Source organism: Sphingomonas sp. 66-10 (assembly GCF_001897045.1).
Taxonomy (GTDB): domain Bacteria; phylum Pseudomonadota; class Alphaproteobacteria; order Sphingomonadales; family Sphingomonadaceae; genus Sphingomonas; species Sphingomonas lycopersici.
Window position 1 is genome coordinate 86,888 of the sequence record NZ_MKRR01000097.1, and the last position, 12,784, is coordinate 99,671.

The 12,784-nt window shown below is 66.7% G+C and carries 8 protein-coding genes; 5 read left to right on the forward strand and 3 right to left on the reverse strand.

Annotated elements, in window-relative coordinates; all coding sequences use genetic code 11:
* The first annotated feature begins 304 nt into the window (after positions 1-304).
* The 3 genes from BGN95_RS08530 to BGN95_RS08540 all read left to right on the forward strand — a co-directional run bounded on the left by BGN95_RS08530 (position 305) and on the right by BGN95_RS08540 (position 5,605).
* Complete coding sequence (locus tag BGN95_RS08530) at positions 305-616, forward strand: hypothetical protein (protein ID WP_265313723.1); 312 nt, start codon at positions 305-307, stop codon at positions 614-616.
* Positions 616-3,165 (forward strand): beta-glucosidase, encoded by a 2,550-nt coding sequence (locus BGN95_RS08535; protein ID WP_286772375.1) that lies wholly within the window; start codon positions 616-618, stop codon positions 3,163-3,165. The genes BGN95_RS08530 and BGN95_RS08535 overlap by 1 nt, the downstream gene beginning before the upstream one ends.
* 124 nt (positions 3,166-3,289) lie before the next feature.
* On the forward strand, positions 3,290-5,605 hold the full coding sequence (locus tag BGN95_RS08540) for a TonB-dependent receptor (RefSeq protein WP_286772376.1): 2,316 nt from the start codon (positions 3,290-3,292) through the stop codon (positions 5,603-5,605).
* Between the two features lie 39 nt (positions 5,606-5,644).
* Here BGN95_RS08540 and rhaT read toward each other — a convergent pair whose 3' ends face one another.
* From rhaT to BGN95_RS08555, 3 genes are read right to left on the reverse strand one after another with little or no spacing between them, the layout of a single operon-like run.
* Positions 5,645-6,700, reverse strand: coding sequence for an L-rhamnose/proton symporter RhaT (rhaT, locus tag BGN95_RS08545; RefSeq protein WP_286772377.1), 1,056 nt, complete (start codon positions 6,698-6,700; stop codon positions 5,645-5,647).
* Positions 6,682-7,851: an FMN-dependent L-lactate dehydrogenase LldD gene (gene lldD, locus BGN95_RS08550; protein ID WP_286772378.1), complete on the reverse strand. Its 1,170-nt coding sequence runs from the start codon at positions 7,849-7,851 to the stop codon at positions 6,682-6,684. The genes rhaT and lldD overlap by 19 nt, the downstream gene beginning before the upstream one ends.
* Positions 7,852-7,860: 9 nt before the next feature.
* Entirely contained in the window at positions 7,861-9,285 is a 1,425-nt protein-coding gene (locus BGN95_RS08555; RefSeq protein ID WP_286772379.1) for an FGGY-family carbohydrate kinase, read from the reverse strand.
* A 113-nt stretch (positions 9,286-9,398) separates the two neighbouring features.
* Between BGN95_RS08555 and BGN95_RS08560 the strand changes: the two genes are divergently transcribed.
* Together BGN95_RS08560 and rhaI are read left to right on the forward strand one after the other, a co-directional pair.
* A complete protein-coding gene (locus tag BGN95_RS08560) occupies positions 9,399-11,516 on the forward strand; it encodes a bifunctional rhamnulose-1-phosphate aldolase/short-chain dehydrogenase (RefSeq protein ID WP_286772380.1) in 2,118 nt (705 codons plus the stop codon).
* 19 nt (positions 11,517-11,535) lie between these two features.
* Positions 11,536-12,784 (forward strand): L-rhamnose catabolism isomerase (gene rhaI, locus BGN95_RS08565; RefSeq protein WP_286772381.1); only part of this gene is annotated, 1,249 nt, incomplete at its 3' end.

The following is a 12,784-nucleotide window of genomic DNA, read 5'->3' on the forward strand; positions in this document are numbered from 1 at the left end:
GCGAGATCGAGGAATTCCTCTACAGCCACCCCGCGGTCGAGGACGTCGCGGTGATCGGCGTGCCCGACGAGCGGATGGGCGAGGAATTATGCGCCTGGATCCGTCTGCGCGCCGACAGTGCCGGCGACGAGGAAGAAATTCGGGCTTTCTGTCGCGGCCGGATCGCGCATTATAAGGTGCCACGCTACGTCCGTTTCGTTGATAGTTTTCCCACCACCGTGACCGGCAAGGTCCAGAAATATCTGATCCGCGAGGCGATGATCGCTGAGCTGGCTTTCGCAACCACCAACCAAGGATGACCAAGATGAAGCCGTTTCTGATCGCCGCGCTGCTATTGCCCGGCACCGCTTTCGCCCAGGCCGCGCCGGCGCCGGCCCCTGCCGCCAGCCCGACCGCCGCGGCGGCGAAGCTCACGCTCGACACGCCGATCCAGGACATCGTGGCGGATGCGCAGGGCAAGGCCGTGATCGACAAGCATCTGCCGGGGCTGATCGGCCTGCCCCAATATGAGATGTTCAAGGGGCTCAGCCTCAAGCAGCTCCAGCCCTATTCGGACGGCAAGCTGACCGACGAAATCCTCGCCAAGACCGCGGCCGACCTCGCCTCGATCAAATAATGACGAGACCGCTTATTGTTGCCAGCGCCGCGGTTGCGGCGCTGGTCGCGGGCACGCCGGCGCTCGCCCAGACCCAGAGCGACAGCATGACCTATCGCCAAAAGGCTGCCCCGATCGAGCCGCGCGTCGACGATCTGATGCAACGGCTGACGCCGGAGGAAAAGGCATCGCTGCTCGCCGGTGCCAGCTCGATGACGCTGCAATCGATCCCGCGGCTCGGCATTCCCGCGATCAAGGTAACCGACGGCCCGACCGGGGTACGCTCGCCCGAGGGGCATCCCGCCACCGTCTTCCCGGTCGGTGTCGCGATCGCCGCGACGTGGAACCCCGAACTGGCCAGGACGGTGGGCGCCGCGATCGCCGAGGAAACGCAGGGCTATGGCGCCGCGGTGCTGCTCGCGCCGACGGTGAACATCGTCCGCACCCCGCGCTGGGGACGCAATTTCGAGACCTATTCGGAGGATCCGCTCCTCGCCGGCAAGCTCGCGCTCGGTTATGTCGCCGGGGTGCAGGGCAAGAATATCGGCGTCTCGCTCAAGCATTTCGCGGTCAACAATCAAGAGACCAACCGCTTCGTCGTCGATTCGGTGATCGATGAGCGCGCATTGCGCGAAATCTATCTCCCCGCCTTCGAAATGGTGGTGAAACAGGCCGATCCCTGGTCGGTGATGGCCTCGTACAACAAGATCAACGGCATTTATGCAGCCGAGAACCGCTGGCTGCTGACCGATCTGCTCAAGAAGGAGTGGGGCTATAAAGGCTTCGTCGTGTCCGATTGGGGCGCGACCCATTCAACCGCCGCCGCGGTCAACGCCGGGCTCGATCTCGAAATGCCCGGTCCGCCGAAATGGTTCGGCGAGAAGCTCGTCGCTGCGGTCCGCGCTGGCGAGGTAAGCGCGGCGCAGCTCGATGACAATGCGCGCCGTATCGTGCGGCTGATCGTGCGCAGCGGCGCACTCGACGGCACGCAGCCCAAGGGCGAGATCGGCGGCGTCCGCCACCGCGCCGTCGCGCGCGCCGCCGCCGAAGAAGCGATCGTGCTGCTCAAGAACGCCGGGATGCTCCCGCTCAAGCCCGGCATCAAGACGCTCGCGGTGATCGGTCCCAACGCCGATATCGCGCGGATTCAGGGCGGCGGCAGCTCCGCGGTGACGCCGTTCGACAAGCTGGCGACCCCGCTCGAGGCGATCCGCGCCGCGCTGCCCGGCGTCGCGGTGGTCTACGAAAAGGGCGTCGACAATGAGGAATTGCCCCCCACCGCCGCGCCCGCGCTGTTCAGCCCCGCGGCCGACAGCAGCGAAACCGGGCTCCAGGCGAGCTATTTCGCCAGCAAGGATTTCAGCGGCGCGCCGGTGAAGAGCGAGCGCGTCACCGATTTCACCAAGCGGATCAGCGCCAATATCGCGAGCGCCGCCGCGACCGGCTATGCCGCGATGCGCTGGTCGGGCGTGCTGCGCGCGCCCGCGACCGGGACCTATGAGTTCAGCGTGCGCGGAACGGGAAGCGGCGTACTGACGCTCGACGGCAAGACGATCCTCGACAAGGCGACCGCGTCGATCCCCGACAATCGCGACGTGATCGGCTTTCCGGTGCCCAACCGCATCGTCAGCGTCACGCTGGAGGCGGGCAAGCTTTATCCGATCCAGCTCGATTACGTGACCGGGCAGACGCCTTATGAGGCGCTCAAATTCGGGATGCGGGTGCCGCGCCCCGATTTCGACGCGGCGGTCGCCGCGGCGAAGCGCGCCGATGCCGCGATCGTCATCGCCGGCTCGGCGTCGCTGACCGAAGGCGAGGGCTATGATCGCGCGACGATCGATCTGCCCGGCGAGCAGGACAAATTGATCGCGGCGGTGGCCGCGGCCAATCCCGCGACGACGGTGGTGATCAATGCCGGCGCGGCGATGACGATGCCCTGGGCGGACCAGGTCTCCGGGATCGTCGGCATGTGGCTCCCCGGCCAGGAGGGCGCGGCGGCGCTCGCCGATATCCTGACCGGCAAGGTCAATCCGTCAGGCAAGCTGCCGGTCACCTTCCCCAAGCGCAGCGCCGACGATCCCGCGCTGCTGACCGATATCAAGACCAGCTATGCCGAGGGGCTGCTGGTCGGCTATCGCGGTTATGAGGCGCGCGCGGTGACCCCCCTGTTCGCCTTCGGCCACGGGCTGTCCTACACCAGTTTCGGCTATGACGCGCTCGTCGCGCCCGCGACGGTCGCGCCCGGCGCCCCGGTCAACGCGCGGCTGTCGGTCCGCAACACCGGCAAGCGCGCGGGCAAGGAGGTCGTCCAGCTCTATGTCGCGCGCGCCGATCGCACCCCCGATGAGCCGATCAAGCAACTCGCAGGCTTCGCCAAAGTGGCGCTGAAACCCGGCGAGAGCCGCACGGTGACGCTCGCGCTCGATCCGCGCGCCTTCGGCTTCTGGGACAGCGCAACGCATCATTGGGTGGCGCGCGCGGGCCGCTATCGACTGCTCGTCGGCGGCGCGTCGGACGATATCCGGTTGACGCGCGACATCGAGGTCACGGCGACCGCGCCGATCGACTGAACCGGCGGCCCAATTCAGGAACATTGTAATAACTCAATCTTCAATCTGTCGCATGACTGCAACGAATCCGTCACGGGACTGAATTAGCGCCCCGCTAGCCGTTTCAGGCCAAAGGGGCGTTTTCATGAAGTTCGCGCATCACACGCGCCAGCACCTGCTGGTCGCGACCGCCATCGCTTACGCATTGACCACCGCCGCGGCCTATGCCGAACCGGTCGATGCGAGCGCCCCCGCCGCGGCGACCGAAACGCCGGACAGCGGGAACAACGGGATCGCCGAGGGCTCCGACGTCATCGTCACCGGGACCAAGGCGAACGAGATCGCCCCGGTCACCGCCTCGCTCCAGACGACGCAGCCGCAATCGATCGTCTCGCGCTCGTTCATCGAGGATTCGCTCCCCGCCACCGCCGATTTCAACCAGATCGCGCTGATCGCGCCGAGCGTTTCGAATTACGGCAGCGCCAACGGCACCGGCCTGTCCGAATCCAAGGCGCAGATCCGCGGCTTCCAGGACGGCGAATATAACGTCACCTATGATGGCGTGCCGTTCGGCGACACCAACGATCCGACGCACCATTCGAATACCTTCTTCCCGTCGAACACGGTCGAGACGTTGATCGTCGACCGCGGCCCCGGCAACGCCGCGACGCTCGGCCAGGCGACGTTCGGCGGGAACATGAACCTGTTCAGCCGCGCGACGCGCGACACCGCCGGGTTCGAGGGCAAGGCGGCCTATGGCACGTTCAACACCTATCTGCTCCGCGCGGTGGCGCAGACCGGCGCGATCGACAAGCTCGGCGGCACCGAGGCGGTGTTCAGCACGCAATGGGTGAAGTCGGACGGCGCGCGCACCTACAGCCCGTTCCGGTCGTGGAACGTCTTCGGCAAGGTGATGGTCCCGCTCGGCGCGCATGCGCGGCTGACCTTCCTCGGCACCTATAACGTCAATCGTTTCAACCAGCCCGACAAGGACGGCGCGACGCTCGACCAGATCAGGCAGTACGGCAAATATTACAGCCTCAACAACGATCCGACGAGCCAGGGTTATTTCGGCTATAACCACACCCGCAAGACCACCGATTTCGAGATCATCAAGTTCGAGGCCGATCTTGGCGCGAAATCGAGCTTCGAGAACCGCGCTTATACCTATAGCTACGACAATGAGACGCTGAGCGGCAGCGACGTCACCGCTTACGGCCATCTCGACAAGAACGGCCAGCAGATCGCCGAGGTGAATACGGTGACGCTGACCCCCGGCGCCAAGGCAGTCGCCGGTGTCCCCGGCTATACCAAGACCAACAAATACCGGATGTACGGCGATATCGCCAAGGTCCATCTCGACTTCGGGTTTGTCACGTTGACCACCGGCGCGTGGATCGAATGGTCCGACACCTATCGCCAGCAGCGCGACGTCGATCTGGTGACGATGCTGCCCAATTATGTCGAGAAGAAGGTGAGCAACCCGGCCACCAAGGTGGCGACGCCGCAGAACATCAAGTTCGACCAGAACAGCAATACCAACCACACCGAAGAGTTCGTCGAACTCGAACTGCGCCCGATCCCCGGCCTGAAGATCACCCCGGGGTTCAAGCATGTCGATTTCAACCGCCGCATCGACGCCGATTATAACCAGACGACGCGCTACGCCCAGCGGGTGAGCAGAAACTATAGCGCCGACCTGCCGTTCGCGACGATCAACTATGCCGCTACCCCGACGCTTTCGGTCTATGCGCAATTTGCCAAGGGCTTCCTCGCCCCCTCGCTCGGCGTGCTCTATGTCGACACGCCCGGACGCTCGACGGTGGCACCGGAAAAGTCGACCAATTATCAGGCGGGCGTGGTCTATCACGGCCAGCGACTGAGCATCGACGCCGACGTCTACAAGATCGACTTTTCCAACAAATTCGCCTCGCTGACCTCACCCGACCCCGGCGTCGGCACGATCTGGGTCAACCAGGGATCGGTGCAGTACAAGGGCATCGAGGGCCAGATCACTTATGCCTTCCCCGGGGGGCTCGCGGTGTTCGCCAACGGGTCGCGCAACTATGCCAAGACCGACAACCCCGGCTTCATGGCGCTGCAGGTCGCCAACGCCCCCGAATGGACCGCGGCCGGCGGTATCCTGTTCAAGCACGGCCCGATGGTCTTCTCGCTGATCGACAAATGGACCGGCCGGCAGTGGTTCACCGATCCCAGCCAGATCGTCACCGGCGATACCAAGTCGTTCAACGCCTATGACGCCTATCGCAGCAACGGCTATAACAGCGCGATCCTGTCCGCGCGTTATGAACTCGGCCCGGTGCGGTTCGGGGTCGAGGTCAACAATCTGTTCGACTCGAAGCGCGTCACCAATATCAACACCGGCAAGACAGCGGCGGCCGACCAATATTTCTACCAGGTCGGCCGCACCGTGACCGGCGACATCACGGTGAAGTTCTGACGCCGGCGCCGTTGCCCGCGAATATGCGGGCAACGGCGGTTACGCCGCGAGATAATTGCCGACGCCGATCACCACGGTGGAAAGCAACAACGCGCCGATCCCCAGCCACACCAGCCACCGCGTTCCCGCGCGGACCCCGGCCCATTCGCGCAGCGCGAAGCCCCACAGCGTCGAGAACAGGATGATGCTCGCCATGTGCAGCGTCCAGGAGGAGAAACCGTATTTCCCCATCTGGCTCTCGCCCATCGTGTAGAAGAAGAACTGGAAATACCACAACGTCCCGCCCAGCGCGGCGAGCAGATAATTGCGCAGCAACGGCGGCTTTTCCGCCGTGCCGCGCCCCGCGAATTGCCCCGCCGACCGGTTGCGCAGGATCAGCCAGCCGCACCAGATGAAATTGGTGGTGAAGCCGCCGAGCAGCACCACGCACAGCACCGGCAATCCCTGCCACAAGGGATCGGTCCCGGCGGCAATGCTCAGCGCGCGGATCGGCTGGCCGGCATCGAGCCCCCAGGCGAAACAGCCCGACATGATCCCGGAAAAGACCGCGATCGCCAGCCCCTTGGGCAGGTTGAACTCGGCGACGCTCTGGCTGGCGGCGGCGCCGGCCATGTCGCGCTCCTTGCGCCGCCCGGCCAATGCCACCACGACGATGCCGGCCAAAGTGATCGCGATGCCGACGAAGGTCATCTGCCCGCTCGCGGTTTCGGCGAGCGCGCCGAGCGTCCCGCGGAAGATCGGCGGCCCCATCGTCCCGATCATCGTCGTCAGCCCCAGCGCCACCGCCATGCCGAGCGACAGCCCCAGGTAGCGCATCGTGAGCCCGAAGGTCAGCCCGCCGAACCCCCACATCGCGCCCCAGAACCAGCACCAGAACCAGGTCGATCCCGGGGTGCGGGCGAGCACGCCGAAGAGATCGTGGGTCTGGATCGAGGCGAACAGCCAGGGCGCGATCAGCCAGGAAAATACCCCGCCGACCAGCCAGAATATCTCCCAGGACCAGATGCGGATGCGACGATAGGGAACATAGAAGCTGGCCGACGAAAGCCCGCCAAGCCAATGAAACAGAACGCCAATCAGCGGGTTTCCGCCCATTCCTCCCCCCCTTTTGCGATAATATGCTTATCGATCTCGGCGATGCGGGTAACCCCGGTCAGCCCCATTGCGACGCGCATCTCTGCCGCGAGCAGATCGAGCACATGCGCCACCCCGGCCCCGCCCGCGCCGCCGAGCGCCCAGGCCCAGGCGCGCCCGAGCAGCACGCCCTTTGCCCCCAGTGCGAGCATCCGCACCACATCGAGCCCCGAGCGGATGCCGCCGTCGGCGAGCAAGGTCAGCCGGTCCCCCACCGCATCGGCGATCGCGGGGAGCGCGCGCGCGCTCGACGCCACGCCGTCAAGCTGGCGCCCGCCGTGGTTGGAGACGATCACCCCCTCCACGCCGCGCGCCGCCGCCTCGCGCGCATCCTCCGGGTCGAGGATGCCCTTGAGCACGATCGGCCCTTTCCAATGCTGGCGCACGAAATCGAGATCGTCCCAGCGCGTGCGCGGATCGAAATTGTCGCGCATCCAGGCGAAGAAGTCGTTGAGCCCGGTCTTGCCGGCGAGCACCGGCACGACATTGCCGAGATGATGCGGGTGCCCCCACAATCCGACATCCCACGCCCAGCGCGGATGCGTGAGCGCCTGCCCGAAGCGGCGGAGCGATCCCCCCAGCCCCGGCGCCCCTGCCAGCCCCGAGCGATAGTCGCGATAGCGCGTCCCGGGCACCGGCATGTCGACGGTGAAGATCAGCACCGGGCACGCCGCCGCCTGCGCCTGCTGCATCAGATCGATCATGAAGCCGCGGTCGCGGATCATGTAGAGCTGGAACCAGATCGGCGCGCGCGCCCCCGCCGTCACTTCGGCCAGCGGGCAGGCCGAGACGGTCGACAGCGTGAACGGCACCCCCGCCGCCTCCGCCGCGCGCGCTGCCTGCACCTCGCCGCGGCGCGCGTTGAGCCCCGCGAGTCCGACCGGCCCGAGCGCGACCGGCATCGCCAGCCGCTGCCCGAACAAGTTGGTCGACAGATCGATATCGGCGATGTCGCGCAGCACCCGCTGGCGCAGCGCCACCGCTTCGAGATCGGCGATGTTCCGCCCGAGCGTCACCTCGGCATAGGAACCCCCGTCGATATAGTCGAACAGGAAGCGCGGCAGCCGACGGCGCGCGAGTTCGCGATAATCGGTGATCGATGCGGCCTTCATGATGCCTCGCTATTCCTGCGCCATTGTGAGCGCGCGCCAGCGTGCGGCGTAAGCGGTGAGATCGCAATCGAGCGGCTGCACCGGAACGAGCGCGGCGGGCGGCGCCAGCGCCGGATCGATCAGCCGCAGCGCGCCATAAGAGACGTCATTATGCTGGTTGGAGACGAACACGCGCAGATCGGGTCGCAACGTCGCGAGCGTCCGGACGAACGCCTGCGCCTCGCCGAACCGCCCCTCGACCAGCACCCGATCGCGCGCGCCGATCAGATCGAGCGCGGCATCGGCGACCAGCGCCGCATAAAGGCAGACCGCTGCGCGCAACTCGATCGATCCGGCCGGCCGGTTGATCCAGCGCGAGGTGCCGTCGGGGAACGGCCCCACCCCCGGCGTCAGCGTCGGCAGCACCATCGCCCCCGCCGCGACGACACCGGGCAGCGCGGCGATGATCGCCGGCTGATCGGGGTTGATATCGACACGGCGCGCGTCGATCCCGGTCAGCAATTCGATCTCGCGCCCGCCCATGAAGCGCGCAGAGGGAATCGGGGTGCCGTGAACGTCGATATTGACCAGGCAGTCGCGCGCCTCGGGCAATGCCGCCGGATCGACGCTTGCGCCCTTTCCCGGCGTCCGCATCGCGACGAACCACGTCCCGGTCGAGAGGATCGTCGCCTCACGTCCGGCGATATCGGCGAAGCCGCGCGCGGCGAGCAGCGCCGCGTTGGAATCGTGCAATCCGCAATACACCGCGGTGTCGGCGGGCAGGCCGGTGTCGCTAGCCCAGACCGCGCCGATCGTGCCGATCGCCTCACCGGCGTGGCGCAGCGGCGCCAGGCGATCCGCCCAGCCGCGCCGCACCGCCAGTGCCGACGGCCGGCCCGACGCCGGGCACCATAGATCGCTGTGACAGCCGAGGCTCGTCACTTCCGACGCAGCGACCCCGGAGAAACGCCACGCCCAATATTGCGGCCAAAGCAGGATCGTCGCGTCGCCGCTCAGCAGCGCGGGATCGAGCGTGTCGAGGAAATGGAGCTGGCGCCCGAGGTTGAGCCCGTCGGCCAGCGCGGGTGAGCCGGTCTGCGCAAACGGATCGCGCTGGGCGTGATAGGTCGCGGCGCACCCGGCCGGGATCGGCTGCTCATAATCGAGCGGCGGCGCAGCGAGCTTTCCGTCGCGCACGATCGCCGCGGCGGCGCCGTGGCCGACCGGGATGATCCGCGCCACGCGCCCCAGCCCGGCGAATTCGCGCAGCACCCCGCGCGCCCATTCCTCGATCCCCGCCGCGTCGAGCGCCCGCACGCGCGCGCCGCCGATCGTCGCTTCGATACGTTCATTGGGCCGGGTCCGGCGCGCGAGCATCGCCCCGGATTCGTCCCACAGGCTGAGCTTCGACAAGGTTTTACCCAGATCGAGCACCACGCTCAGCCCACCCCCCAATATATCCTCCCGTTCTCGTGATGATTGATATTTAGCGAAGTTGATTGCATATGGCTAGGCACTTTGATAGAGCGACCCGCGCCGAACAGCGCGGCTGGGGAGAGTGATTCCGGATGCTTGAACACGAGACAAGGGAGCGCCACGCGGCGTCCGCCATTCCGTTCGCCGTGCCGCGCAACCGCTGGTCCGACGCGGAAGCGGCGGGCAAATCGCCCGAGGAATTGCTGCTCTATCGCTCGAACCTGCTCGGCGCGGACCTGACCGTGACCAATTTCGGCGGCGGCAACACCTCGGCGAAGATCGAGATGGTCGATCCGCTCACCGATGCGCCGGCGACGGTGCTGTGGGTCAAGGGATCGGGCGGCGACATCGGCTCGATGAGGCTCGACGGCTTCGCCACGCTCTATCTCGACAAATTGCTCGGGCTCGAATCGCGCTATCGCGGGGTTGACTTCGAGGATGAGATGGTCGGCTATCTGCCGCATTGCACCTTCAACCTCAACGCGCGCGCGGCCTCGATCGATACCCCGCTCCACGCCTATCTCCCCTATCCCCACGTCGATCATGTCCACCCGGACGCAATCATCGCGCTCGCCGCCTCCAGCGCGGGCAAGGCCGCGACCGACGCGATCTGGGGCGGCGCGATCGGCTGGCTGCCGTGGAAGCGCCCCGGCTTCGAGCTCGGGCTCCAGCTTCGTCAACTCGTCACCGAACAGCCCAGCCTGCGCGGCGCGATGCTCGAAGGGCACGGCATCATCTGCTGGGGCGATACCGCCAAGGCGTGCTACGACAATACGGTCGCGCTGATCGCCGACGCCGCCCATTACCTCAACGAGCGCCTCGCGCTCGGCCCCGCCTTCGGCGGCGAACGCGTCGCCCCCCGCCCCGCCGCCGAGCGCGCCGCCATCGCCGCGCGGCTGATGCCCAGGCTTCGCGCGCTGATGCCGGGCGAGCGCGGCAAGATCGGTCATTTCTCCGACGATCCCGAAACCCTCGAATTTGCCGGCAGCCGCGATTTCGCGCGGCTCGCGGCGATCGGCACCTCGTGCCCCGATCATTTCCTGCGCACCAAGATCGCGCCGCTCGCGCTCGATCCCGCGCGGCTCGACGACGAGGCCTATCTCGCACAGGCGCTGGAGGATTATCGCCAGCTCTACGCGGCTTATTACCAGCGCTGCGCGGAGCCGGGCGATCCGGCGATGCGCGATCCCAATCCGGTGGTCGTGCTGGTGCCCGGCGTCGGCCGCATCACCTTCGCCGCGGACAAGACCACCGCGCGCCTCGCCGGCGAATTCTACGGCAATGCGATCAACGTGATGCGCGGCGCCGAGGCGATCGGCGATTATGTCGGCCTGCCCGAGAAAGAAGCCTATCGCATCGAATATTGGGCGCTCGAGGAAGCCAAATTGCGCCGCATGCCCAAGCCCAGGCCGCTGGTCGGCCGCATCGCCCTGGTCAGCGGCGGCGGCGGCGGGATCGGCGCGGCGACGGTGCGGCGGCTGCTGGCCGACGGCGCCTGCGTGGTGCTGGTCGACCGCGACGCCGAGGCCGCCGAGCGCGTCCGCGCCGAAATGGCGCAGGCGTTCGGCAAGGATGTGGTGCGCGCCGAAACCTGCGACGTCACCGACGAGCGACAGGTCGCCGCCGCGTTCGACGCATGCACCCGCGAATTCGGCGGGCTCGACATCCTCGTCGCCAATGCCGGCATCGCCTCCTCCGCGTCGATCGAGGAAACCAGCGTCGAATTGTGGCGGCGCAATTACGACGTGCTGACCGAGGGCTATTTCCTCAGCGCGCGCGCCGCTTTCCCGCTGATGCGCGCGGTCGGCGGCGGCTCGATCGTGTTCATCGGGTCGAAGAATGCGCTCGCCGCGGCGGTCAACGCCTCCGCCTACGCCTCGGCCAAGGCGGCGTCGCTCCACCTCGCGCGCTGCCTCGCGCTGGAAGGCGCGCCGCACGGTATCCGCGTCAACACGGTCAATCCCGATGCGGTGATCAAGGGCTCGCGGATCTGGGACGGCGACTGGCGCAAGGAACGCGCCGGCGCGCACGGCATCGATCCCGGCTCCGAGCTCGAGGAACATTATCGCAATCGCTCGATGCTCAAGCGCGACGTGCTGCCCGAGGATGTCGCGGAAGCGGTGTATTTCTTTGTTTCCGAAGCATCTTCCAAATCGACCGGAAACATCGTCAATGTCGACGCCGGAAACGCCCAGGCATTCACCCGATAAGCAGCGAGAGAGACGGGCAATGGCGAAGGAACTGCCGCTTTCGGCCGATCAGATCGAAAGCCACAATGCCGCGCGCCTCGATGCGCTGCACGACGATTACGACAGCCTGGGCCGCGCGCTCGCCCGCCGCGGCGTGGATATCGATGCGGTCAAGGCGCGTGTCGCAGGCTTTTCGGTCGCGATCCCGAGCTGGGGCGCGGGGCGCGGCGGCACGCGCTTCGCCAAATTCCCGATCCCCGGCGAGCCGACGACGATCCACGAAAAGCTCGCCGATTGCGCGGTGGTCCACCAGCTTTCGACCGTCACCCCGCGCGTCAGCCCGCATTTCCCCTGGGATTGCGTGAGCGACTATGCGGCGCTGCGCGAGGAGGCCGCGGCGCTCGGGCTCGGCTTCGACGCGATCAATTCGAACACCTTTCAGGATCAGCCCGGCCAGAAATTGAGCTATCGCGACGGCAGCCTGTCGGCGGGCGACGCCGGGGTGCGCGCGCAGGCGGTCGACCATAATATCGACTGTATCGAGATCGGGCGGCAGCTCGGCTCGACCGCGCTGACGATCTGGGTCGGCGACGGCACCAATTTCCCCGGGCAGCAGGATTTCTCCAAGTCGCTCGATCGCTATCTCGAGGCAGCGGCGCAGGTCTATGCCGCGCTGCCCGACGACTGGCGGATGCTGCTCGAACACAAAATGTACGAGCCGGCGTTTTACTCCACCGTCATCGCCGATTGGGGATCGTCGATCCTCGCCGCGCAGGAGCTGGGACCCAAGGCGAAATGCCTCGTCGACCTCGGGCATCACGCGCCCAATGTGAACATCGAGCAGATCGTCGCGCGGCTCCACCGCTTCGGCAAGCTCGGCGGCTTCCACTTCAACGACAGCAAGTACGGCGACGACGATCTCGACAGCGGCTCGATCAACCCGCACCAATTGTTCCTCGTCTTCAACGAGCTGATCGAGGCCGAACTCAACCCGCGCGACGGGTTCGACCCGGCCTATATGATCGACCAGTCGCACAACGTCACCGATCCGATCGAGAGCATGATCGCCTCGGCCGAGGCGATCGCCGGCGCTTATGCCAAGGCGAGCATCGTCGACCGCGCCGCGCTGGCCGAAGCGCAGGATGCCAACGATACGATGCTGGCCTTCCTCACGCTGCGAAAGGCCTATCGCACCGATGTCTCGCCGATCCTCGCGATGGCGCGGATGGAAGCCGGCGGGGCGATCGATCCGATCCCGGCCTATCGCGCGAGCGGCTGGCGCGCGCGCA

Coding starts and splice junctions, on each gene's coding strand:
- lldD (WP_286772378.1), bottom strand. CDS start 7,851: ATGAAGGCCGCATCGATCACCGATTATCGCGAACTCGCGCGCCGTCGG.
- BGN95_RS08535 (WP_286772375.1), top strand. CDS start 616: ATGACGAGACCGCTTATTGTTGCCAGCGCCGCGGTTGCGGCGCTGGTC.
- BGN95_RS08540 (WP_286772376.1), top strand. CDS start 3,290: ATGAAGTTCGCGCATCACACGCGCCAGCACCTGCTGGTCGCGACCGCC.
- rhaT (WP_286772377.1), bottom strand. CDS start 6,700: ATGGGCGGAAACCCGCTGATTGGCGTTCTGTTTCATTGGCTTGGCGGG.
- BGN95_RS08530 (WP_265313723.1), top strand. CDS start 305: ATGAAGCCGTTTCTGATCGCCGCGCTGCTATTGCCCGGCACCGCTTTC.
- BGN95_RS08560 (WP_286772380.1), top strand. CDS start 9,399: ATGCTTGAACACGAGACAAGGGAGCGCCACGCGGCGTCCGCCATTCCG.